This window comes from Brevundimonas sp. KM4, assembly GCF_000964075.1.
Lineage (GTDB): Bacteria > Pseudomonadota > Alphaproteobacteria > Caulobacterales > Caulobacteraceae > Brevundimonas > Brevundimonas huaxiensis.
In genome coordinates, this window is sequence record NZ_JZRG01000008.1 from 358,250 (window position 1) to 381,565 (window position 23,316).

General features: G+C 66.6%; 17 protein-coding genes. 6 read left to right on the forward strand and 11 right to left on the reverse strand.

Going from position 1 to position 23,316, the window contains the following annotated elements:
* Positions 1-283: 283 nt before the first annotated feature.
* Positions 284-2,101: an alpha-amylase family glycosyl hydrolase gene (locus VH88_RS06085; protein ID WP_082064384.1), complete on the forward strand. Its 1,818-nt coding sequence runs from the start codon at positions 284-286 to the stop codon at positions 2,099-2,101.
* Positions 2,098-3,741 carry an alpha-glucosidase gene (locus VH88_RS06090; RefSeq protein ID WP_231576589.1) on the forward strand — a complete coding sequence of 548 codons (1,644 nt, stop codon included), beginning with the start codon at positions 2,098-2,100 and terminating at the stop codon, positions 3,739-3,741. The genes VH88_RS06085 and VH88_RS06090 overlap by 4 nt, the downstream gene beginning before the upstream one ends.
* 5 nt (positions 3,742-3,746) lie before the next feature.
* Here VH88_RS06090 and VH88_RS06095 read toward each other — a convergent pair whose 3' ends face one another.
* Positions 3,747-4,760 (reverse strand): LacI family DNA-binding transcriptional regulator, encoded by a 1,014-nt coding sequence (locus VH88_RS06095; protein WP_045810428.1) that lies wholly within the window; start codon positions 4,758-4,760, stop codon positions 3,747-3,749.
* Between the two features lie 103 nt (positions 4,761-4,863).
* Between VH88_RS06095 and VH88_RS06100 the strand changes: the two genes are divergently transcribed.
* The 4 genes from VH88_RS06100 to VH88_RS06115 are packed head-to-tail and all read left to right on the forward strand — an operon-like array spanning position 4,864 to position 11,757.
* The gene (locus VH88_RS06100) at positions 4,864-6,930 is read left to right on the forward strand and encodes a glycoside hydrolase family 97 protein (protein WP_045810429.1); all 2,067 of its coding nucleotides are present in this window, start codon (positions 4,864-4,866) and stop codon (positions 6,928-6,930) included.
* The gene (locus tag VH88_RS06105; RefSeq protein ID WP_045810430.1) at positions 6,927-8,438 is read left to right on the forward strand and encodes an MFS transporter; all 1,512 of its coding nucleotides are present in this window, start codon (positions 6,927-6,929) and stop codon (positions 8,436-8,438) included. The genes VH88_RS06100 and VH88_RS06105 overlap by 4 nt, the downstream gene beginning before the upstream one ends.
* A complete protein-coding gene (locus VH88_RS06110; protein ID WP_052689507.1) occupies positions 8,435-9,376 on the forward strand; it encodes an alpha/beta hydrolase in 942 nt (313 codons plus the stop codon). Before VH88_RS06105 ends, VH88_RS06110 begins: the two co-directional genes overlap by 4 nt.
* An 8-nt stretch (positions 9,377-9,384) precedes the next feature.
* Positions 9,385-11,757, forward strand: coding sequence for a glucan 1,4-alpha-glucosidase (locus tag VH88_RS06115; RefSeq protein WP_045810431.1), 2,373 nt, complete (start codon positions 9,385-9,387; stop codon positions 11,755-11,757).
* A gap of 59 nt (positions 11,758-11,816) precedes the next feature.
* On the opposite strand, the gene VH88_RS06120 is transcribed toward VH88_RS06115, so the two are convergent.
* The 10 genes from VH88_RS06120 to VH88_RS06165 form a co-directional block, all read right to left on the reverse strand.
* Positions 11,817-12,512, reverse strand: a complete 696-nt coding sequence (locus VH88_RS06120) for a TorF family putative porin (protein WP_045810432.1) — start codon at positions 12,510-12,512, stop codon at positions 11,817-11,819.
* A 66-nt stretch (positions 12,513-12,578) separates the two neighbouring features.
* A complete protein-coding gene (locus VH88_RS06125; protein ID WP_045810433.1) occupies positions 12,579-13,922 on the reverse strand; it encodes an ammonium transporter in 1,344 nt (447 codons plus the stop codon).
* A gap of 217 nt (positions 13,923-14,139) precedes the next feature.
* Positions 14,140-15,246 carry a 3-isopropylmalate dehydrogenase gene (gene leuB / locus VH88_RS06130; RefSeq protein WP_039244589.1) on the reverse strand — a complete coding sequence of 369 codons (1,107 nt, stop codon included), beginning with the start codon at positions 15,244-15,246 and terminating at the stop codon, positions 14,140-14,142.
* A complete protein-coding gene (gene leuD, locus VH88_RS06135; RefSeq protein ID WP_045810434.1) occupies positions 15,243-15,830 on the reverse strand; it encodes a 3-isopropylmalate dehydratase small subunit in 588 nt (195 codons plus the stop codon). The genes leuB and leuD overlap by 4 nt, the downstream gene beginning before the upstream one ends.
* Complete coding sequence (gene leuC, locus VH88_RS06140; protein WP_045810435.1) at positions 15,823-17,280, reverse strand: 3-isopropylmalate dehydratase large subunit; 1,458 nt, start codon at positions 17,278-17,280, stop codon at positions 15,823-15,825. The genes leuD and leuC overlap by 8 nt, the downstream gene beginning before the upstream one ends.
* Positions 17,273-18,523: a 2-isopropylmalate synthase gene (locus tag VH88_RS06145; RefSeq protein WP_045810436.1), complete on the reverse strand. Its 1,251-nt coding sequence runs from the start codon at positions 18,521-18,523 to the stop codon at positions 17,273-17,275. Before VH88_RS06145 ends, leuC begins: the two co-directional genes overlap by 8 nt.
* Positions 18,523-18,774 (reverse strand): ACT domain-containing protein, encoded by a 252-nt coding sequence (locus VH88_RS06150; protein ID WP_039244600.1) that lies wholly within the window; start codon positions 18,772-18,774, stop codon positions 18,523-18,525. Before VH88_RS06150 ends, VH88_RS06145 begins: the two co-directional genes overlap by 1 nt.
* Position 18,775: 1 nt before the next feature.
* Positions 18,776-20,488 (reverse strand): acetolactate synthase 2 catalytic subunit, encoded by a 1,713-nt coding sequence (gene ilvG, locus VH88_RS06155; RefSeq protein ID WP_045810437.1) that lies wholly within the window; start codon positions 20,486-20,488, stop codon positions 18,776-18,778.
* A gap of 19 nt (positions 20,489-20,507) precedes the next feature.
* Entirely contained in the window at positions 20,508-21,521 is a 1,014-nt protein-coding gene (ilvC, locus tag VH88_RS06160; protein ID WP_045810438.1) for a ketol-acid reductoisomerase, read from the reverse strand.
* Positions 21,522-21,524: 3 nt separating this feature from the next.
* Positions 21,525-23,264, reverse strand: a complete 1,740-nt coding sequence (locus VH88_RS06165; RefSeq protein WP_045810525.1) for a dihydroxy-acid dehydratase — start codon at positions 23,262-23,264, stop codon at positions 21,525-21,527.
* Between the last annotated feature and the right edge of the window lie 52 nt (positions 23,265-23,316).

Genomic DNA, 23,316 nt, shown 5'->3' on the forward strand with positions numbered 1-23,316 from the left:
CCTCCCTGGGGCTGACCGCGATTCTGAACGTCGCGATCTGAAGCCGTCGCAAAAATATGCAAATCTTTTGGAATGTTGCAAGCAGTTAATGCGGACGTCTGATTTCCGTCGCACTTCGCGCCCGTTCATGGCCCGCCAAGGCGCGGGGATGTGCGGTTTCGCGCTATTCTCATGGCGCATTGCAGCATTTCAGCGACGCGTTGACAGCCCCGCCCATTGCTGCAAAATCTTGCAAATCGATCTGGAAGGCTTTGCACTTTCCAGACGCAAGGGAGTGAGCGTCATGGCAAGGGGAACCCCCAGAAGGGCCAGACTGCACGCAGCAATGGCGGCGGCGGCTCTGCTTAGCGGCTTTGCAACGCCGACGACGGCGCAAACCCGCCAGGCCGCAGACGCCCTGTCGGCCCTGCGTCAACGTCTGCCTCAGGACGAGGTGATCTACTTCCTGCTGCCGGATCGCTTCGCCAATGGCGATGCATCGAACGACCACGGCGGTTACGCCGCCGACCGGCTGAAAAGCGGGTTTGATCCGGCCGATACCGATTTCTATCACGGCGGCGACTTGGCCGGCGTGACCCAACAGCTGGACTATATCCAGGGGCTGGGCGCGACGGCGGTCTGGCTGGCGCCCGTGTTCAAGAACAAGCCCGTGCAGAGCCATGGCGGCTATACCGGCGCGGCGCACCACGGCTACTGGATCACCGACTTCACTGCCGTCGATCCGCATCTCGGCGACGAGGCTGCGATGCGCGCCCTGGTCGAGGCGGCCCACGCGCGCGGCATGAAGGTCTATCTGGACATCGTCGCTAATCACACCGCCGACGTCATCCAGTATCGCGAATGCCCGGAGGGTCGCTGCGCCTATCGCAGCCGCGCCGACTATCCCTACACCCGTCGCGGCGGCGTTGACGGCGCGCCGATCAATGAGGGCTTCGACGGTCGGGACTTCTCGCGCCTGACCCGGCCCGACTACGCCTACACGCCCTATGTCCCGGCGGGCGAGGAGAACGCCAAGGTTCCGGCCTGGCTGAACGACCCGATCCACTATCATAACCGGGGCGAGAGCACCTTCACCGGCGAAAGCAGCCTGGACGGCGACTTCGCCGGGCTGGACGACCTGCTGACCGAGGACCCGGTGGTCATCCAGGGCATGATCGACATCTTCGGCGGCTGGATCGACAAATACGGGATCGACGGCTTCCGCATCGACACCGCCCGCCATGTGAACCCGGGCTTCTGGCAGGCCTTCATCCCCGCCATGATCGCCCGCGCCGAGGCCAACGGCATCCCGAACTTCCACATCTTCGGCGAGGTCTATGACCCTGATCCGGCAGTGACGGCGCGGTTCACGCGGGTCGACGGCTATCCGGCGGTGCTGGACTTTCCGTTCCAGAAGCAGGCGACCGATGTGGCGGCCGGCAAGGTCGGAACCGACGCCTTGGCCAAGCTGTTCGACGCCGACACCATCTATGACAAGGGCGCTGAGACCGCCGCCATCCTGCCGACCTTCCTGGGCAACCATGACATGGGCCGGGTCGGCTTCTTCGTGAAACAGGCCAATCCGAACGCCGACGACGCCGAGGTGCTGGCGCGCATCAAACTGGCCCATGCCCTGATGATGTTCAGCCGGGGCGTGCCGACACTGTACTACGGCGACGAGCAGGGTTTCGCAGGCGCGGGCGGTTATGGAAATTCGCGCCAAGACATGTGGCCCAGCCGCACGCCGGTCTATGCGAACGAGACGCCCGTCGGCGGTCGCCAGCCGGCCTATTCCACCGACGCGCCCCTGTATCAAGCGATCGCAGAGATGACCCGCATCCGCGCCCAAGAGCCGGCCCTGCGACGCGGTCGTCAGGTCGTGCGCGCCTATGGCGACAAGCCTGGTCTGTTCGCAATGTCTCGCATCGGCGAGGATGGATCGGAGATCCTGGCCTTGTTCAACTCCTCCACCGCGCCCGTCGCCGCTCAAGTCGAAGTGGAGCCCGGCTCGCTGCGGTGGCAAGCTCTGCGCGGCGATTGCACACCCGAATCCTCCGCGCCCGCCAGCGTCGCCGTTCGCGTGCCCCCCCTCGATTACCTCGTCTGCAAGAGCGTGCCGTGACTGCCCTGCCCCTCGATCTTTCCACGGCTGACGCCGCCCCCGCATTGGCGCACGACTGGTGGCGCGGCGCGGTGCTGTATCAGATCTATCCGCGCAGCTTCGCCGACTCCAACGACGACGGCGTCGGCGATCTGAAGGGGATCACCCAGCACCTCGACCACGTCGCCTCTCTAGGCGTGGATGGCATCTGGCTGTCGCCCTTCTTCACGTCGCCGATGAAGGACTTCGGCTATGACGTGTCGGACTATTGCGACGTCGATCCGATCTTCGGCACATTGGCCGACTTCGACGCCCTGATCGCGCGCGCCCATGCCCTGGGGCTGAAGGTCGTCATCGATCAGGTCTTCTCCCACACCTCGGACGAACATCCCTGGTTCACCGACAGCCGCGCCAGCCGAAACGGTGAGCACGCCGACTGGTACGTCTGGGCCGACGCCAAGCCGGACGGCTCGCCGCCCTCGAACTGGCAGTCGGTGTTCGGCGGCCCGGCCTGGACCTGGGACGCGCGGCGCGGCCAGTACTACATGCACAACTTCCTGGCCTCGCAGCCTCAGCTGAATGTCAGGAACCCGGCGGTTCAAGACGCCCTGATCGCAGCGGCGCGGTTCTGGCTGGATCGGGGGGTGGACGGCTTCCGTCTGGACGCGATCAACTTCGCGATCCACGATCCGTCCCTGCGCGACAATCCGCCGATCCAGGACGGCAAGAAGCGCACGCGGCCGTTCGACTTCCAGGACAAGATCTACAACCAGTCCCACCCGGACATCATCGGATTCTTGAACCGCATCCGCGCCCTGACCGACAGCTATGAAGGCCGGTTCACGGTGGCGGAGGTCGGCGGTGATCATGCCGATCGCGAGATGAAGGAATTCACCGCCGGCAACGACCGTCTGCACTCGGCCTACGGCTTCCTCTATCTGTATGCCGATACGCTGAAGAGCGAACTGATCGGCGTGGGCGATGGAATGTGGCCGGATCAGCAGGGCGAGGGCTGGCCGTCCTGGACCTTCTCCAACCACGATGCGCCGCGCGCGGTGTCGCGTTGGGCCCAGGGCCGGGACGAGAAGGCCTTCTCGGAAATGGCCCTGCTGTTGCTGATGTGCCTGCGCGGCAATGTCTTCGTCTATCAGGGCGAAGAGCTGGGGCTGCCTCAGGCCGAGGTGCCGTTCGATCGGCTGGTCGATCCCGAGGCCATCGCCAACTGGCCTGAGACCCTGGGCCGCGACGGCGCCCGCACGCCGATTCCCTGGGTGGCCTCGGCGCCCAACGCCGGCTTCTCGACGGTGGAGCCCTGGCTGCCGGTCGATCCGCGCCATCTGGCGCTGGCCGTGGATGCGCAGGAGGCGGATCCGACATCGATCCTGCACGCCGCGCGCCGCATCATCGCCCTGCGTCAGGCCCATCCGGCGCTGCGGATCGGCGGGTTGGAGATCGAGAGCGCGGGCGATCTGGTGGTCTTCCGCCGGTTCGAACGGGCCGAGGGCGGCGAGCGTCTGCTGTGCGTGTTCAACCTGGGCTTCGAAGCCGTGGACTGGTTTGCGCCTGCCGGCGCGCGCCGGATCGCGGCGGTCAACTGGACAGAGACGGACGGGTCGACGCTGAGGCCGCTGGCCGGCCTGATCTTCGCCGACGCCGGATGACGGGGTCAGCCGCCGCAGGTCTCGCGAACGATCAACTCGGTCGGAACGCGCTCGGAACGGCCTGCTGCGGCGCCGCCGTGATCCAGCAGTTTGGACACCATCAAACGGCCGGCCTTCATCGTGTCCTGGGCGATGGTGCTGAGTGCCGGGCGCGAGTAGCGGCTGAACGGCACATTGTCGAAACCGATGACCGAGACCTGCCCCGGCACCTCGACGCCGGCGTGCAACAGGGCACGCACGGCGCCGAGCGCGATCTGGTCGGACGCAGCCACGACGCCATCGAAATCCAGGCCGCGTCGGATCAGGGCGTCCACGGCGGCCTCGGCGGATTCGACCTCGAAATGCGCAGGCACGATCAGGTCGGCGTCCACGTCCAGCCCGCTCTGGCTCATGGCGTCCAGATAGCCGCGATGCCGCTGCATGGCCTCGGGCGGATCCAGATCGCCCAAGAAGACGATGCGCTTGCGCCCCAGCCGCGCCAGATGCAGCGTCGCGCGGCGCCCGCCCGAGATGTTGTCCGAGCCGATCGAGCAATAGTCCTGGTCGGGCAGTTCGGCGCCCCAGACGACGAAACGATGGTCGGCGTCGACCAGACGGTTGAAGGCCGAATGCAGGCTGGATTGACCCAGGAAGATCACGCCGTCCGCCCGGCTGGTGTTCAGCGCCGCCGACAGCTCGTCATAGTTGGCGGGCGAAATATGGCTCATCAGCAGGTCGCAGCCGCGTTCGCGCGCCGCCTCGCCCACCCCGGCCAGAAGCTCCAGGAAGAAGGGGTCGCTGAGGCGCCCTTCGCGCCCCTGCGGGCGCGGCACCACCAGGGCGATGGTGCCCTGGGCGCCGATCGGACCGGCGGGCATGTGGCGGCGGAACGGGTAGTCGTGTTCCTTGGCCAGCTTCCAGATCGTCTGTTTGGTCCGGTCGTTGACGGCGGGGCTGTCGTTCAGGGCGCGCGAGGCGGTGGCGATGGACACGCCAGCCAGGCGGGCGATGTCTTCCAGACGGGTTGTCTTGCGGCTCAAGGTCGCGGGTCCTCACAGCAGCATGGTGAAGCTGCAAAATTTTCTGCAAATATTTCAGCCACCGTTCGCGGCGGTTGGCAAGAGGCGGCGTAACGGAGTTCCCATGATGCAGCGCAGATCCTTCCTGGCCCTTGGCGGCGTATCGATCCTGGCTCTGGGGGCGACGGGCGTGCGCGCCCAGACCGCGCCGAACCATGCCCGGGCGTCCTCGCCCGGCGGCGTGCTGACCGTCGAGGCCTTCACCGACAATGACGGGCGGCCGATGTATTCGGTGCTGCGTCAGGGCCGGGTCGTCGTGGCGCCGTCCAAGCTAGGCTTCCTCTTGACCGACGCCCCGGCCATCGAGCGCGGCCTGACCCTGACCGCAGGCCAGCCGATCGCGGTCGACGACACCTGGGAGCAGCCTTGGGGCGAGCGGCAGTTCATCCGCAACCACTACAACGAATGGCGCGTCGCCTATGCCGAGACCGGCGGTCTGCAACGCCGCGTCGACGTGGTCTTCCGCCTGTACGACGACGGTCTGGGCTTCCGGTATGAGTTCCCGCAGCAGGCCGGCCTGACCACCGTCCGCATCGGTTCGGAGATCACCGAGTTCAACCTGGCCGAAAACGGCGAGGCCCTGTGGTGCCCGGCCTGGGAATGGAACCGAGAGGAATATCTCTACAGCCGCACGCCGATCGATGCGGTCGGCAGCGCCCAGACGCCGATGACGGTTCGGGGCCAGTCGGGCTTGCATGTCTCCATCCACGAGGCGGCCTGCATCGACTATGCGGGGATGAACCTGCGCCGGTCGGAGGAAACGAAGTTCCGCGCTCAGCTGACGCCGGGCTTGACCAATGCGGCGGTAGTGCGCGAGGCGCCGTTCAACACGCCCTGGCGGACCCTGCAAATCTCCGACAGCGCCGCGGGCCTGCTGGATTCCAGCCTGATCCTGAACCTGAACGAGCCCAACACGCTGGGCGATGTCAGCTGGTTCAAGCCGATGAAATACGTCGGCGTCTGGTGGGAGATGCACCTGGACCTGAAGACCTGGAACTCCGGGCCCAAACACGGCGCGACGACCGAGAATGCGATCAAACACATCGACTTCGCCGCCAAACACGGCCTGGGTGGCGTTCTGGTCGAAGGCTGGAACAAGGGCTGGGACGGCCAGTGGTTCGCCAACGGCGCGGACTTCAGCTTCACCGAGGCCTATCCCGATTTCGACATTGAGGCCGTCTGCGCCCACGCGCGGTCAAAGGGCGTGCAGCTGATCGGCCACCACGAGACCGGCGGCAACGCCTTCCACTATGAGCAGCAGCTCGAGCCGGCCATGGCGCTTTATGAGCGCCTCGGCGTCCATTTAGTAAAGACCGGCTATGTCGCTGATGCGCAAGGCGCACGCGTCGCCGGGCCGGACGGACAGATGGTCATGGCCTGGCACGAAAGCCAGGCGATGGCGCAGCACCACATGCGCGTGGTCGAGGCCGGCTATCGCCACAAGGTCGCCGTCAACGCTCACGAGCCGTTCAAGGACACCGGCCTTCGCCGCACCTATCCAAACATCATCAGCCGCGAGGGTCAGCGCGGCATGGAATATTCGGCCTGGGGCAATCCCGGCAATCCGCCCGAGCATGAGCCGAATCTGGTCTTCACCCGCCTCTTGGCCGGGCCGATGGACTATACGCCCGGCATCTTCGGCATGGAGACACGCAGCCCCGGCGGCGTGCAGACGACCTGGGCCAAGCAGCTGGCGCTCTATGTCGTGATCTACAGCCCTATCCAGATGGCGGCCGACCTGCTGGTCAACTACGAGGCCAACCCCGGCCCGTTCCAGTTCATCAAGGATGTGCCGGTCGACTGGAGCGAGAGCCGTACGCTGGACGCCGCCATGGGCGACTACGTCGTCACGGTTCGCAAACAGCGCGGCACGGATGTCTGGGTCCTGGGCGCCGTCACCGACGAGCATCCGCGCGTGCTGCAGGCCCCGCTCGACTTCCTGGACGCCGGGCGCCGCTACCGCGCCGAAATCTATCGCGACGGGCCGGACGCCGACTATCGCGGCAAGCGCGAGGACATCGTCATCGAGCAGCGCGAGGTGACGTCGTCTGACACCCTGACCCTGGCGCTGGCCCCCGGCGGCGGTCAGGCGATCCGGTTCGTGCCGGTCGGCCGGGCGCGACGCGGATGAGCCTGCTCTCGCACCGCCCGCGCCTGTCCGGCCTGGCGATCTGGAACATGTGCGTCGGCTTCTTCGGCATCCAGATCGGCTTCGGCCTGCAGAACGCCAACACCAGCCGGATCTTCCAGACGCTGGGCGCCGAGGTCGACAGCCTGGCGATCCTGTGGATCGCCGCTCCGCTGACGGGCTTGCTGGTCCAGCCGATCATCGGCCATTTCAGCGACAAGACCTGGACCCGCTTCGGCCGGCGGCGGCCCTATTTCCTGGTCGGGGCCATCGCCACCACCCTGGCCCTGATCGCCATGCCCAACAGCCCCAGCCTGTGGTTCGCCGCAGCCATGCTGTGGATCATGGACGCCTCGATCAACATCACCATGGAGCCGTTCCGCGCCTTCGTCGGCGACAACCTGCCGGAGGAGCAGCGCACCGCCGGCTATGCGATGCAAAGCTTCTTCATCGGCGCCGGCGCAGTCTTCGCCTCAGTCCTGCCGTGGCTGTTGTCCAACGTCTTCGACATCGCCTCGACCGCCGAGGCGGGCATGGTGCCCCTGTCGGTCAAGATCGCCTTCTACGTCGGCGCCGCCGGCCTGTTCTCGGCCGTGCTGTGGACCGTGCTGTCGACCAGGGAATACAGCCCCGAACAGATCGCGGCCTTCGAACGCGCCCGAGACGACGCGCCGACCGCGCCCGTCGAGGCCGAAGCGCCGGCCCGCAGCGTCCAGGGCTGGATGACGTCGGGCCTGGTCTGCGCCGTCCTCGGCGGGCTGGGTTTCGTGCTGATCGGCGCGCTCGATCTGGAGAAGGAGCTGCTGATCCTTGCGGGCTTCTTCGCCGGGTTCGGCCTGCTGCAGATCGCCGTGGGCATGATGCAACGTCGCCGCATCACCAACGCCGCGACCGAAATCCTGAACGACATCTTCCGCATGCCCGAGACGATGCGCGGCCTGGCCGTGGTTCAGTTCTTCAGCTGGTTCGCCCTGTTCGCCATGTGGATCTACACCACCGCGGCCGTGACCCGCGTCCATTACGGAGCCACCGACACCACCTCGGCAGCCTACGCCACGGGCGCAGACTGGGTGGGGGTTCTGTTCGGCGTCTACAACGGCGTGGCGGCCCTGGCGGCCTTCACCCTGCCGGTCATCGCCAAACGCATCGGGCGAAAGGCGACCCATGCGCTGATGCTGATGCTGGGCGCGGCCGGCCTGTTCGGCGTCTTCGCCATCCGCGAGCCGGGCCTCTTGTGGCTGCCGATGATCGGCGTCGGCTTCGCCTGGGCGTCGATCGTCTCCATGCCCTACGCCATCCTGTCGGCGGCGGTGCCGGACCGAAAAATGGGCGTCTATATGGGCGTCTTCAACATCTTCATCGTCGTGCCCCAGCTGCTGGCCGCGACTGTTCTGGGCCTGATCCTGAAGACCCTGTTCGATGGTCAGGCGATCTGGGCCCTGGTGCTGGGCGCCCTCTCCTTCGTCCTGGCAGCCGCCAGCGCGCTGATGGTCAAGGAGCATCGCGGATGAACCGTCGGAGTCTTCTGGCCCTCATGGCCGCCCTGCCCTTCGCCGGCGCGGCGCGCGCCGACGGCGCCCTCGCAGGCGGGCGGTTGGTGCTGCATGAGGCGGTCGCGTCGGCCCATGTGAAGGCGCGCAACGTCTCGGTCTGGCTGCCGCCCGGCTACGAGGCGTCCGATGATACCTATCCCGTCCTCTACATGCACGACGGCCAGAACCTGTTCGATCCGGCCACGGCCAACTTCGGCGAATGGGGCGTGGACGAGCACCTGACGCGGCTAATCGCGAGCGGCCAGGTGCGGGCTCCAATCGTCGTCGGGGTCTGGAACACCAACCTGCGGCTGAGGGAATATGTCCCCGCCGACCTGATCGCCGCCCTGCCCGCCGACATGCGAGACGAGGTCCAGGCCATCTACGGCGGCCCGTCCTTGTCCGACGCCTATCTGCGGTTCCTGGTCGAGGAGTTGAAGCCCTTCATCGACAGCGCCTACCGCACCCTGAGCGGACCGCAGGACACGATGATCGCCGGCTCCAGCATGGGCGGCCTGATCTCCATGTATGCGGTGATGAAACAGCCGCAGGTTTTTTCCGCCGCCGCCTGCCTGTCCACCCATTGGCCGCTGAAGGTCGAAGGGCTTGAGCCCGGCGCGGCGCTGGACGCCTGGCGCACGCGGCTAGTCGCCGCCTGGACCGGCGTGATCGAACGCGGCCTGCCAGCGCCGGGCCACCACCGCTTCTATTTCGACCGGGGCGACGAGACGCTGGATCAGTTCTACGCCATCTTCCAGACCCAGGTGGACCAGACCTTCCGCCGTCGCGGCTATGGCGCCGGCGATTTCCGCAGCCTGGTCTTCCCCGGCGCCCAGCACAATGAAGCGTCCTGGAACCAGCGGCTGGACGTGCCTTTGACCTTCCTTCTTTCCCCCGCCCCCACGCGCAACCCGTGAGGACCACAATGCGTCACTTCCGTACCTTCTGCCTCGCCGGAGCCGCCGGCCTGGCCCTCGCTTCCGCCGCAAGCGCCCAATCGGGCGTCGCCCCCGGCGCGCCCGGCGCCCCGCCCGTCTGGTCCAGCGCGGCTAAGACCGGCGCCGGCGCCTCATACGAGGCCTACGTCGATGGCCAGTATCGCGACGGCGGCCCGACCGGCGCGGTGTCCAAGGTCTGGTATTCCATCGCCGACGGCGTCCTGACCGAAACCATGTACGGCCTGATCCATGAGGCCCAGATCAAGGCGCTGCGCTTCGCCGGCGTGACCCAGGACGGTCTGGTCGTCGAAGGCGACGACACCACCAGCCGCACCGAATATCTGCACGTCGACGCCCAGGGGCGTCCGCTCTCGCCGGCCTATCGCGTCACGACCCAGGACAAGAACGGCCGCTTCCAGATCGAAAAGCAGATCTTCAGCGATCCCGACCGCAACGCCCTGGTGCTGCGCGTCACCATTACGGCGCTGAAGGGCGATGTGACGCCCTATCTGATGCTGGAGCCGCACATCGCGAATACCGGCGTCGACGATCGCGGTCAGGTCACACGTGACGGCTTCCACGCCTGGGAAGGCGATACTCACCTGTTCCTGAAGCCAAGCGAAGCCTTCGAAAAGGCCAGCGTCGGCTTCGTCGGCGCCTCGGACGGTCTGACGGATCTGAAGGACGGCAAGCTGGACTGGACCTACGCCTCGACCGGCGATCAGGCCGGCAACACCATGATGACCGGCGCCCTGCCGCGTCTGCGCCAAAGCAGCCGGATCACGCGCGACTTCGTCATCGGCTTCGGCGCCAGCGAAGCTGAGGCGCGCGCAGCTGCGGACGGTTCTTTCGCGACTGGTCTGGACGAGGTGCTGGCCCGCTTCAACGGCGAGGGCGAGCGCGTCGGCTGGGAAGACTATGTCGGCTCCCTGACCGAACTGCCGCGCATCGCCGAACAGGCGACCGACGGGGGCAAGCTGGCCTACGCCTCGGCTCTAATGCTGAAGGTGCAGGAGGATCGCACCCACGCCGGCGCCCTGATCGCGTCACTCTCGAACCCGTGGGGCGATACGGTGGACGCGTCGAAATCCTCGACCGGCTACAAGGCCGTCTGGCCGCGCGACTTCTATCAGGTGGCGATGGCTCTGGCGGCTCTGGGCGACAAGGACACGCCGCTGGCGGCCTTCAACTATCTGCCCCAGGTTCAGGTCGGTCCGAACACGCCCGGCAACACCGGCGTCGGCGGCTGGTTCCTGCAGAAGACGCACGTGGACGGCGAACTGGAGTGGGTCGCGGTCCAGTTGGATCAGACCGCTATGCCGATCATGCTGGGCTATCGCCTGTGGAAGATGGGCTGGCTGTCGGACGCCCAGATGACCGAACACTATCGGTCCATGCTGAAACCGGCGGCCGACTTCCTGGTCGACGGCGGCAAAATTGGGCTGATGTGGAACGACGCGGAGATCAAGCCGCCCTTCACCCAGCAGGAACGCTGGGAAGAGCAGCAGGGCTATTCGCCTTCCAGCACCGCCGCCGTGGTCGCGGGCCTGACGGTCGCCGCCGAAATGGCGCGCGCCTCAGGCGACGCCGCCGGCGCGACGCGCTATCAGATCGCGGCCGACAGCTATGCGTCCAAAATCGAAGAGCGGATGTTCACCACCAACGGCGACTTCGGCGACGGTCGCTACTTCATCCGCATCACCCAGAACGAGAACCCGAACGACAAGGCCCCCATCGGCGCCGCCAATGGCCAGATCGCGCCGGCCGAAGACCGGGTCGTTGACGGCGGCTTCCTGGAACTGGTGCGCTATGGCGTGCGCAAGGCCGACGATCCGCACATCCTGGCCACCCTGCCAGTCTATGACGATCAGTCGCTGGAGCCGCTTTATCGCGTTCGCTACGACTTCGGTCCCGAGGGCGACAAGACGCCGGGCTGGCGCCGTTATGGCGTCGATGGCTATGGCGAGGATCACGTCACGGGCGCCAACTATGGCGTCGGCGGCGAGATGAGCCCCGGTCAGCGCGGCCGGGTCTGGCCCTTCTTCACCGGCGAGCGCGGTCACTATGAGCTGGCTCGCGTCAGCGTGAACGGCGCCCCCTCGGCCGCCGACATCGCCGCCATCCGCCAGACCTATGTGCGCGGCATGGAGCGGTTCGCCAACGGCGGGCTGATGCTGGCCGAACAAGTGTGGGACGGCGTCGGCAACCCGACGGCCAAGGACTACGCTGTGGGTCAGAATACGGACTCGGCGACGCCCCTGGCCTGGACCCACGCGGAATATCTGAAGCTGCTGCGGTCGCTGGCCGACGGCAAGGTCTGGGACAGCTACGATCCGGTCCACGACCGCTACGCCCGCTGATACGAAAACGGCCCCGGAGATCGCTCTCCGGGGCCGTACTCATCTCGGGCTGACGCGGGTCAGAAGGTGAGTTTCACCGCCCCGACGATGCGGTCTTCCGCGCCGGGCACGCCGTCCACATCGGTGTCATGATAGCGGACATCAAGGCCTACCTTGTCGGTCAGGGCATAGCCAACGCCGACGTTCCAGGTGGTGTAGTCGTCGCTGACGTCGAGCCATTGCTTGCCGAGCGCGCCCGACACCGTCCACTTGGGCGCCGGCGAGAAGGCGGCGTTGACCTCGGCATAAGTCGCCTCGTCGTCGATGCCGAAGAAGTCGGGCGAGTAATAGACGGCCGCGCCAAAGGTGGCGGGACCGACCGCGCGCGAGGCCGCAGCCTTGAACTCGGCATAGTTGTAGTCCGCGCCGTTCGGCTCTCCGACATACAGATAGCCGATCGCGCCGAAGTCGAGCGCGAAGCCCCCCGCCTCGGTGCGATAGCCGCCGTAGAGATCGACCTCCGCATCGGTGTCGTCGCCAAAGTCGACGTTGGAGGCCCAGGCGCCTGCATAGAAGCTGCCCGAGGTCAGGTCGACGCCGCCCTGAATGGCGGGATCTTCACCGGTCTGGCTGAAACCGCGGAACACATAGTCGCTGACGACGCCCACGTTCCAGGCGACATCGACGGTGCTCTGGGCCGAGGCCGGCGCGGCGAGGCCGATCAGTCCTGCGGCGAGGGTCGCGACGGCGGCCGCGCGGATGATGGTCTTCTTCATAGTCTATCCCCTTGTTGTCGTTATTCGAGGCCGGGCGCGGGTTTGGGAGCCGAGCCCGATCTCAGCTCAGTGTTCCAGCGCCTCGCCATGCAGCGAGGTGTCCAGACCGGCGGCTTCTTCAGCCTCGCTCACGCGCAGTCCCGTGGTGAACTTGCAGATGAACAGGATGATCAGGGTGCCGACGGCGCTGTAGACGATGGTCCACAACAGGCCCAGCGCCTGGGCGCCGACGTTGGCGCCTTCCGACAGGCTGTTGATCGCGGTCGTGGCGAACACGCCGGTCAGCAGGGCGCCGATCAGGCCGCCCGCGCCGTGGATGCCGAAGGCGTCCAGGCTGTCGTCGTAGCGCAGCAGCTTCTTGATCCACACCGACGAGGCGTAGCAGGCCGGGCCGGCGATCAGGCCGATGATGACCGCGCCCTTGGGATCGACGAAGCCGGCCGCCGGGGTGATGGCGACCAGACCGGCGACGACACCCGACAGCATGCCGATCAGCGAGACCTTCTTCTTCTCAATATATTCGACGATCTTCCAGGTCAGGGCGGCGGCGGCGGCGGCCAGGATGGTGTTCAGCAGCGCCACGCCCATCAGGTCGTTGGCGGCGCCCGCCGAGCCGGCGTTGAAGCCGATCCAGCCGACCAGCAGCAGCGAGGCGCCGATCATGGTCAGGACGGGGTTGTGGGCGGTGATAACCTCTGTGCCGTAACCCTTACGGCGACCCAGGAAGAAGGCGCAGACCAGGCCCGCGACGCCCGAGTTGACGTGAACGACGGCGCCGCCCGCGAAGTCCAGCACGCCCGCCGAACCCAGGAAGCCGCCGCCCCAGACCCAGTGGCAGATCGGCGCATAGACCAGCAGCGACCACAGGGCGGTGAACAGCAAGAGCGCCGAGTATTTGAACCGCTCGGCGAAGGCGCCGGTGATCAGCGCCGGGGTGATGATGGCGAAGGTCATCTGGAAGGAGATGAACAGGAACTCGGGAATGCCGGGCAGCAGGGCGTTGGCCGTCTTCAGCGACACGCCGTTCAGGAACAGCATATCCAGACTGCCGATGAAAGGCTGAAGGCCGGCGCTCGCGTTCTTGCCGAAGGCCAGGCTGTAGCCGGCGATGAACCAAACCAGCGACACCACGGCGAAGACGCCGACGGACTGGGTGATGGTGGCGATGACGTTCTTCTTGCGCACCATGCCGCCATAGAACAGCGCTAGACCGGGGAGGGTCATCAGCAGAACCAGGGCGGTCGAGGTGCCGAGCCATGAGGCGCCGGCGCTGTCCAACTCAAGCGCAGCCTGGTGGCCGAGCAAGGCGGGCGCGGCGTCCTGTGCATTGGCCACGCCGGCGACCATGAGACAGAGTGTGGGAAGAAGGAGCGCAGCCGCTCCCGTAAGTCGTTTCGTGGTCTGCGACATGAGCTAGTACCCCCTATGCAATCTCGCAGTTGCGAAGATTTTACCGCATTTGCGATAGGCGCAAGGGGCTGGACCGTGAACGGCGCAACTTTCTTGCAACGGTCACGAACAAAAAGATGAGGGCCGCACGATCCTTCGATCGTGCGGCCCGTTACCGGATTCTCCATGCCGTCAAAGCCAAGCTCAGCGGCAGGATTTTCAGCTTCAGTTCAAGCCGTCAGGCCCAATGCATCTGCACCCGATGCGCCGCAGCCCAGTGGATGGCGCGGATGGCGTCGATGACGGCCTCGGTCGCCGCTCGCGTCCCCAGCGCCCCGCCCAGATCGGCCGTCACGGCGCCGGCCGCCAGCACGGCGGCGACGGCGGCCTCGATCGAATCGGCCTCGTCCTCCAGCTTCAGACTGTGACGCAGCAGCAGGGCGGCCGACAGGATGGTCCCGACCGGATTGGCCAGGTCCTGACCGGCGATGTCCGGCGCCGAACCGTGGATCGGTTCGAACAGGCCCGGCCCGCCCGCGCCCAGCGACGCCGACGGCAATAGGCCGATGGAGCCGCCCAGCACCGAAATCTCGTCCGACAGGATGTCGCCGAACATGTTTTCAGTCAGGATGACATCGTAGTCGCGCGGCTTGCGGATCAGGTGCATGGCCATGGAGTCCACCAGGGCGTGCTCCAGCGTGATGTCGGGGAACTCCTCGGCATGGATGCGGGTCACGACCTCGCGCCACAGGCGGCTGGTCTCCATAACGTTGGCCTTGTCGACCGAGGTCACCTTGCCGCGACGCTGTTGGGCGGTCTGGAAGGCGGCGCGGGTCACCCGCTCGATCTCCGGCACGGTGTATTCGCACAGGTCGGTGGCGCGATCGGCGGTGCGGGTCTTCTCGCCGAAATAGACGCCGCCGGTCAGTTCGCGGAAGACGATCAGATCGACGCCCTCGACGATCTCCTTCTTCAGCGGCGAGCGGTGCGCCAGCACCGGCGACACCTGCAACGGCCGCAGATTGGCGAACAGGCCCATCGCCTTGCGGATCGCCAGCAGCCCCTGTTCCGGACGCGCCTTGCCGCCATCCCATTTCGGCCCGCCGACGGCGCCCAGCAGCACGGCGTCGGACGCGACGCAGGCGGCGCGCGTGGCCTCGGGCAATGGCTCGCCCGTTTCGTCGATGGCCGCGCCGCCGATCAGATGCTCGGCGAACTCGAAATGATGACCATAGAAGTCGCCGATGACCCGCAGGACGTCGCGCGCGGCCCGTGTGACCTCCGGTCCGACGCCATCGCCGGGCAGCAGGACGATGTTGTAGGTCTTGGTGGCGGCGGTGCTCATTTTACGGTCTCTTTCGATCGCTCGTAGGCTTCGATTTCAGCCATGTTTGATTGCAGCCAGCCCAGGGTGTCCACCCCGTCCAGCAGGCATTGGCGGGCGAAGGATTCGACCCCGAACGGCACGGGTTCGGCATTGCCGCGCTGGATCTGATTGGCCTGGAGGTCGATCGTGACCGGCTGGTCCGGCTGCGACGCCAGATCGTCCCAAACCGCCTGGCTGACGACGATGGGCAGCAGGCCGTTTTTCAGCGCATTCGATGTAAAAATGTCAGCGATTTCGGTCGAAATCACCGCCCGGAACCCGTAGTCCAGCAGCGCCCAAGGGGCATGTTCGCGCGACGAACCGCAGGCGAAATTCCGGCCCGCCAGCAGGATGCGATGTTCGGCCGGATCGATGCGATTCAGAATGGCCTCGGGTTTTTCCGAGCCGTCGTCTTTGTAACGCCAGTCATAGAAGGCGGCCTTGCCCAGCCCTTCGCGCGTGGTCGTGGTCAGAAACCGCGCCGGAATGATCTGGTCGGTGTCGATATTGGCCTGACTCAGGGTCACGGTCTTGGAGGTCAGCACCTGGAAGGGTTCAGACATTTTGCGCTCCTACCATCTCGCGCGCGGCGCTCGACTGCTTGAGGGCGGCCGCCTCCTTCAGATACACGCGCGGATCGGTCAGCACGCCAGCAACCGCCGTCGCCGCCGCCGTGGCCGGGCTGGCCAGGATAGTGCGGGCGTCCTTGCCCTGACGGCCTTCGAAATTGCGGTTCGATGTGGATACGGCCAGTTGGCCCGGCGCGACGAAATCGCCGTTCATGGCGATGCACATCGAACAGCCGGGAATGCGCCATTCGGCCCCGGCGGCGATGAAGACCTGATCCAGGCCTTCCGCCTCTGCGTCGCGACGCACCGCCTCGGACCCTGGCACCACAAGCATGCGCAGGCCCGGCTTGACCTTGCGGCCGCGCAGAACGTCGGCGGCGGCGCGCAGATCGGGCAGGCGCCCGTTGGTGCAGGAGCCGATGAAGACCACATCCACCGGCTGGCTGGTCGTCGCCTCCCCGGCCGTAAAGCCCATATAGGCGATGGCCTTGCGGTCGCTGTCCGACTGAGGCTGCGGCACAGGCGAACCGATGGGCGCGCCCGCATCCGGCGTCGTGCCCCAGGTCGCCATGGGTCGGATGGCGGCGCCGTCGAGGGTGACTTCCTTGTCGAAGACCGCGCCTGCATCCGTCGCCAGTTTCAGCCATTCGGCCGTCGCCGTCTCATAGTCGACGGGCACGTGCTTGCGACCGCGCAGCCAATCGATGGTCGTCTGATCCGGGGCGATCATGCCCGCCCGCGCGCCGGCCTCGATGGACATGTTGCACAGGGTCATCCGCCCTTCCATGTCCAGCGACCGCACCGCCTCGCCCGCGTATTCGATGACATAGCCGGTGCCGCCGCCGAAACCGATGGCGGCGATGACGGCCAGGGCGACATCCTTGCCCGAGACGCCGGGCTGCAGCTTTCCGTCCACCGTCACCCGCATGGCCTTGGCCTTGCGTTGCAGCAGACACTGGGTCGCCAAAACATGGCCGACTTCCGACGTGCCGATGCCGAAGGCCAGAGCGCCGAAGGCGCCGTGGGTCGCCGTGTGGCTGTCGCCGCAGACCACGGTCATGCCCGGCTGGGTCAGGCCCAGTTCCGGCCCCATGACGTGAACCACGCCGCGATCCTCCGATCCCCATCCCGCCAGCGGCACGCCGTGGGCGGCGCAGTTCCGCTCCAGCGTATGGACCTGAGCCTCGGCCTGGGCTGTGACATAGGGCTTCAGCCCGTTCAGACCCGCCGGCAGGGTCGGGGTGGAATGGTCCAGGGTCGCATAGGTCCGGTCGGGACGACGCACCTTCAGCCCGCGCGCCTCGATCTCGCTGAAGGCCTGGGGGCTGGTGACTTCGTGGACCAGATGCAGGTCGATATACAGCACGCCCGGCGTGTCGGCCGTTTCCGACCGCACCACGTGGGCGTCCCACACCTTGTCGAACAGGGTCTTGGGATCAGGCATATTGGGCCACGATCTCGGACACGCCGTCGACGCGGTCGATGATGGCGATCAGTTCGGCGTCGTTGATCTCGCCGATCTGATCGGCGCGCGACTTGAAGCCGGCGACCACCGCCGCCAGACGCTCGCCCTCGATGGGACGGCCGATAGTCTCGGCGCGCTTGGCGATGGCGTGACGGCCAGAGTGTTTGCCCAGCACGAACCAGCTACCCTCGAAGCCCACATCCTGCGGCCGCATGATCTCATAGGTGCGGCTGTCCGCCAGCATGCCGTGCTGGTGGATTCCCGCCTCGTGGGCGAAGGCGTTGATGCCCACCACCGACTTGTTTCGAGCGATGACCGTCTCGGTGATCTCGCACAGGATCTTGGAGGCGCGCACCAGATGGCGGCTGTCGGCGCCGGTCGTGACGCCATAGCGGTCCTCGCGGACCTTCAGCGCCATGATGACCTCTTCGATCGAGCAGTTGCCGGCGCGTTCGCCGATGCCGTTGATCGCGCCCTCGATCTGACGCGCGCCGCCCTCGACGGCCGCCAGGGAGTTGGCGACCGCCATGCCCAGGTCGTCGTGGCAGTGGGCCGAGAAGATCACGTGCGGATGCCGCTTCTTGATGCGCGCGGCCAGGGCGCGATAGGTTTCGCGCACCTCTTCCGGGGTCGCATAGCCGACGGTGTCGGGCACGTTCAGGGTGCGGGCGCCAGCGTCGGCGGCGGCCTCCAGCACATCAGCCAGAAACTCCGGCTCGGTTCGGAAGGCGTCCTCGGCCGAGAATTCGACATCGTCGAACAGGCTGCGGGCGTATTCCACCGACCGCACCGCCGTCGACAGCACCTCATTGGTGGACATCTTCAGCTTGGCGGAGCGATGGATCGGGCTGGTGCCGATGAAGGTGTGACAACGACGGTGCGACTTCGGCGCCGGCGCCAGGGCGCGGAAGGTGGCGTCGATGTCCTTTTCGTTGGCGCGCGACAGGGAGCAGAAGACCGGCCCCTCGACCTCGCCCGCCACCCGGCGGATGCAGTCCTCGTCGCCGGGCGAGGCGGCGGCGAAGCCGGCCTCAATGACGTCGACGCCCAGGTCCCGCAGAACCTGGGCCATCTTCACCTTGGCCTGGGCGGACATGGAGAAGCCCGGAGCCTGTTCCCCGTCCCGCATCGTCGTGTCGAAGACGATGACGCGGTTGGGGTCGGAGGCGATCTCCTCGGTGCGGGATACGCCCGATACGCGTACGTGTTCGGGGGTAATCATTACGCGGCCTCGGATTGAATAATGTCGTTGCTGATGCGGCGCACGCCGAACAGCCGGTCGATCTGGCGACCCAGATTGTCCATGCAGCGGCCGGCGTCGCGGCCGCGCACCGTCAGGGCGATGCGGCGGAAGGCGCCCTCGTCAGCCAGGGCCATGCCGTCGATGTGGAAGCCGCGGCGCTCCACCAGGCCGATGAGACGCTGAAGCGAACCGTCCGCACGGTCGATCTGGATGTGGATCGTGTTGCTCATCTCAGGAGCCCTCCATCATTTCAGCGTTGTTCTTGCCCGGCGGAACCAGCGGCCAGACATTGTCTCGGGGGTCGATGACCACATGGGCCAGGCAGGGACCGTCGGCGGCCAGCAGGCGCTGGATGCCGTCAGACACCTGATCGCGGCGATCGATGCGGAAGGCCTCGATGCCGAAGGCTTCGGCGACCTTCACGAAGTCCGGGTTGTCGGACAGGTCGATCTCGGAATAGTTCTCGGCGAAGAACAGCTCCTGCCATTGGCGCACCAGGCCCAGCGAGGAGTTGTCGATCAGCACGATCTTCAACGGGATGCCGTAACGCTTCAGCGTCGCCAGCTCCTGGATGTTCATCATGAAGCCGCCGTCGCCCGCGATGGTGACGACCGTCGCGGACGGATCGGCCAGCTTGGCGCCGATGCCGGCGGGCAGGCCAAAGCCCATCGCGCCCAGACCGCCCGAGGTGATGTGAGCTTCCGGCCTGGCGAAGCGGCAGTGCATGGCCGCCCACATCTGATGCTGGCCCACGTCGCAGGCGGCGACGAAGTCATCGCCGGCCGCTTCCGAGATTTCCTTCAGCAGGGCGGGCGCATAGACTCCCTCGCCCGGCGCGTCATAGCGGTGAGCGCCCGCTTTGGCCGCATCGGCGCAGTCGTCGGCCCAGGCCTGGATGTCCAGCGCCGCGCCCGACCGCATCCGCGCCGTCAGCGCCTCGACCCCTTCGCGCAGCTCGCCGACGACGGCGACATTGGCGCTGCGCAGCTTGCCGACTTCCGAAGCGTCGATGTCGAAATGGACGATGCGGGCGTTCGGCGCGAACTCGGCCAGCTTGCCGGTCGCGCGGTCGTCGAACCGGGCGCCGACGACGATCAGCAGATCGCTGTCCTGTACCGCATGGTTGGCGGCGCGCGTGCCGTGCATGCCCAGCATGCCCAGCATGCCCGGCGCATCGGTCGGGATGGTGCCTAAGGCGTTCAGGGTCGAGACCTGGGGGATGCCGGTCGCGGCGACGAAGGCGCGCAGGGCCTCGGTCGCGCCGCCGATCTTCACCCCGCCGCCGATATAGACCAGCGGCTTCTTCGCCGTGCGGATCGCAGCCTCTGCGGCGGCGATGGCGTCGTGATCGACGCGCGGCGTCTCGTTGGGAATCGAAAAACCGTAATCGTCCGCGGTCGTCTCGAACTGCACATCCTTGGGCAGGTCGACCAGAACCGGGCCGGGGCGGCCAGACCTAGCAATATGGAAGGCTTCCTCGATCGCGGCGGGCACCTCGGCGGCCGAGCGGACCAGGATCGAATGTTTCACGATGGGCAGGGTGACGCCTAGGATATCGATCTCCTGGAAGGCGTCGGTGCCCATCAGGCCTTGGGCGACATTGCCGGTGATGCACACGATCGGCACCGAATCCATCATCGCATTGGCGATGCCGGTGACCAGATTGGTGGCGCCGGGGCCTGACGTCGCCATGCAGACCCCGACCTTGCCTTTCTTCCTGGCATAGGCGTCGGCCGAGAAGGCCGCGCCCTGCTCGTGGCGGACCAGGATGTGTTTCAGCTTCGAGCCAGCCAGGGCGTCATAGACCGGCATGATGGCGCCGCCCGGATAGCCGAACACCACCTCCACACCCAGCCGCTCCAGGGTGGAGACCAGCAGACGCGCACCTGACTGGGGTGAGGTCTCGGCTGAGGGTTTGAATGCGGCGGCGGTCATCAGGGTCATCCGGTCGTTCAGGCGGCGATCAGGCCGCTTCGGCCTTGGGCGTGTTTAGCCAGGCCATCCGCTCGCGCAGACGGGCGCCAACCTGTTCGATCTGGCTTTCGCGGTCCGCCTTCAGCCAGGCCTCGTATTGCGGCTTGCCGGCCTCGTTCTCGGCGATCCAGTTGCGAGCGAAAGTGCCGTCCTGGATCTCGTCCAGAATGGTCTTCATTCGGGCCTTGGTCTCTTCGGTCACGACGCGCGGGCCGCTGGCGACCGCGCCGTACTTGGCCGTCTCGGAGATGAAGTGGTGCATCTTCGAGATGCCGCCCTCGTAGAACAGGTCCACGATCAGCTTCAGCTCGTGCAGGCATTCGAAATAGGCGATCTCGGGCTGGTAACCGGCCTCGACCAGGGTGTTGAAGCCCTGGATGACCAGCTCCTTGGCGCCGCCGCACAGGACTGCCTGTTCGCCGAACAGATCGGTCTCGGTCTCTTCGCGGAAGGTGGTTTCCAGCAGGCCGCCGGTCGCGCCGCCATTGCCCTTGGCGTAACCCATGGCCCGGTCGCGGGCCTTGCCGGTGACGTCCTTCTCGACGGCGAACAGGCTGGGCACGCCGCGCCCACGCTGAAACTCGCGGCGGACCAGATCGCCCGGTCCCTTCGGCGCGACCAGGATCACGTCCATGTCGGCGCGCGGGGTTATGCGCTCGTAGATGATGGAGAAGCCGTGGGCGAACAGCAGGGCCGAGCCCTCCTTGGCGTTCGGCTCAATGATGTCGCGATAGACGTCGCCTTGGACCATGTCGGGCGTCAGGATGGCGATGATGTCGGCGCCCCTGACCGCCTCGGCCGGCTCTGCGGTTGGGACGCCGTCGGCGGTGGCGTGCTTCCAGCCCGTGCCGCCGTGACGAACGCCGGCGACCACGTCATGGCCGCTGTCCTTCAGATTTTGAGCATGGGCGCGACCCTGCGAGCCATAGCCGATGATGGCGATGCGCTGGCCGGCGATGGCGCCCGGCTTGATGTCTTCGTTGGTGTAGATGGTGATGGCCATGGGTCAGGCGTCCTGAGCAGCGTTGGTTTTGTGGCTTGCCGGGACTTGGGCCGGCGGCGGGTTGGGAATAGTGACGGCGCCCTGGGCGGCCGAGGCGACCGAGGCGCGGTATTTGGCGAAGACACCTCGCGCCGGACGGACTACGTGGGGCGTAAAGCCCGCCCGGCGCGTCGCCAGATCGACGTTGACGTCGATGCGGCGGTTGGTGACGTCGATGGTGATGCGGTCACCATCGCGAATGAGGGCGATCGGGCCACCCACGGCGGCTTCCGGAGAGACGTGTCCGGCGACGAAGCCATAGCTGGCGCCCGAGAAACGACCGTCGGTCAGCAGGGCGACATTGTCGATCTTGCGACCCTTCAGGGCGGCGGTGACCTGCAGCATCTCGCGCATTCCGGGACCGCCCTTGGGCCCTTCGTAGCGGATGATGATCACGTCGCCTTCGCCGACCGATCCGTCCTGAACGGCGTGGAAGGCGTCTTCCTCTGAATCGAAGACGCAGGCCGGACCTTCGAACGTATCGACCTTGTGACCCGTCAGCTTGATGACTGCGCCTTCCGGGGCGACGTCGCCATAGATGACGGCGAAGCTGCCGCGATCCATCACAGGGGCGTCGAAGGTGGTCACGACCACCTGACCCGGCGTCTCCTCGGCCTCGGCCGCCTCGGCGAACAGGCTGCGGCCGCTGACGGTGGGGGTGTTCACGATCTTGCCCGCCTCGGCCATCCGCTGGGTGACCAGACGGGTGCCGCCGGCGGCGAACAGGTGCGAGGCCAGGAAGCGGCCGCCCGGCTTCAGGTCACAGATAACCGGCGCCTCGACGCAGGCCTGATGGCAGTCCTCGACCCCGAACTCGACCCCGGCCTCCGCCGCGATGGCCGTCAGGTGCATGACCGCATTGGTCGATCCGCCCGAGGCCGAGACGGCGACAGCGGCGTTCTTCAGGCTGGCGCGGGTGATGTACTTGCGGGCCGTGTCGCCGGAGAAGACGCGCTCGACAATCAGTCGACCGCAGCGTTCGCCCTCGGCGGCCTTGTTCGGATCGACGGCAGGAACGTCGTTGGCGCCCATGGGCGAGATACCCATAACCGACAGGGCCATGGCCATGGTGTTGGCCGTAAATTGACCGCCGCAGGCCCCCGCGCCGGGGCAGACGGCCTGTTCGACCGCCTTCAGGCCCGCGTCGTCCATGGCGCCGGCCGAATGGGCGCCGATGGCCTCGAACACCTCTTGGACCGAGACCTCTTTCGTCCCAATCACGCCCGGCATGATGGTGCCGCCGTAATAGACCAGGCCGGGGATATCCATCCGCGCCAGGGCCATGGCCGCCGCTGGGATCGTCTTGTCGCAGCCGACGATGCAGACCACGCCGTCCAGCTGGTGGCCTTCGATGGCCAGCTCGATCGAGTCGGCGACGACCTCGCGGCTGATCAGCGAGGCCTTCATGCCCGCCGTGCCCATCGAGATGCCGTCGGTGACGACGATCGTGTTGAAATCGACCGGATAGCCGCCCGCCGCGACGATGCCGGCGCGCACGTCCTTGGCCAGTCGGTCCAGATGCATGTTGCACGGCGTGACCGTCGACCAGGTGTTGACGATGCCGATCATCGGCTTGTCGAAGTCGGCGTCCTGCATGCCGGCGGCGCGCAGATAAGAGCGGGCGGCCGCCCGGTTCGGGCCAGCCGTCACCGCCGCGCTGCGCGCATTGGGCTTTCTGGGTTGTGAGGTAGAATTTTGCGTCATCAGTCCGGTTCGTTCCGAACCGCCGCGCACTAAAAACCCCGCTTCCTTTCGG

What these genes read in the sequence shown, in the direction of transcription:
- VH88_RS06085 (WP_082064384.1), top strand. Translation starts at nt 284, where the DNA reads ATGGCAAGGGGAACCCCCAGAAGGGCCAGACTGCACGCAGCAATGGCG.
- VH88_RS06100 (WP_045810429.1), top strand. Translation starts at nt 4,864, where the DNA reads ATGATGCAGCGCAGATCCTTCCTGGCCCTTGGCGGCGTATCGATCCTG.
- VH88_RS06105 (WP_045810430.1), top strand. Translation starts at nt 6,927, where the DNA reads ATGAGCCTGCTCTCGCACCGCCCGCGCCTGTCCGGCCTGGCGATCTGG.
- VH88_RS06110 (WP_052689507.1), top strand. Translation starts at nt 8,435, where the DNA reads ATGAACCGTCGGAGTCTTCTGGCCCTCATGGCCGCCCTGCCCTTCGCC.
- VH88_RS06115 (WP_045810431.1), top strand. Translation starts at nt 9,385, where the DNA reads ATGCGTCACTTCCGTACCTTCTGCCTCGCCGGAGCCGCCGGCCTGGCC.
- VH88_RS06120 (WP_045810432.1), bottom strand. Translation starts at nt 12,512, where the DNA reads ATGAAGAAGACCATCATCCGCGCGGCCGCCGTCGCGACCCTCGCCGCA.
- VH88_RS06125 (WP_045810433.1), bottom strand. Translation starts at nt 13,922, where the DNA reads ATGTCGCAGACCACGAAACGACTTACGGGAGCGGCTGCGCTCCTTCTT.
- leuB (WP_039244589.1), bottom strand. Translation starts at nt 15,246, where the DNA reads ATGAGCACCGCCGCCACCAAGACCTACAACATCGTCCTGCTGCCCGGC.
- leuD (WP_045810434.1), bottom strand. Translation starts at nt 15,830, where the DNA reads ATGTCTGAACCCTTCCAGGTGCTGACCTCCAAGACCGTGACCCTGAGT.
- leuC (WP_045810435.1), bottom strand. Translation starts at nt 17,280, where the DNA reads ATGCCTGATCCCAAGACCCTGTTCGACAAGGTGTGGGACGCCCACGTG.
- VH88_RS06145 (WP_045810436.1), bottom strand. Translation starts at nt 18,523, where the DNA reads ATGATTACCCCCGAACACGTACGCGTATCGGGCGTATCCCGCACCGAG.
- VH88_RS06150 (WP_039244600.1), bottom strand. Translation starts at nt 18,774, where the DNA reads ATGAGCAACACGATCCACATCCAGATCGACCGTGCGGACGGTTCGCTT.
- ilvG (WP_045810437.1), bottom strand. Translation starts at nt 20,488, where the DNA reads ATGACCCTGATGACCGCCGCCGCATTCAAACCCTCAGCCGAGACCTCA.
- ilvC (WP_045810438.1), bottom strand. Translation starts at nt 21,521, where the DNA reads ATGGCCATCACCATCTACACCAACGAAGACATCAAGCCGGGCGCCATC.
- VH88_RS06165 (WP_045810525.1), bottom strand. Translation starts at nt 23,264, where the DNA reads ATGACGCAAAATTCTACCTCACAACCCAGAAAGCCCAATGCGCGCAGC.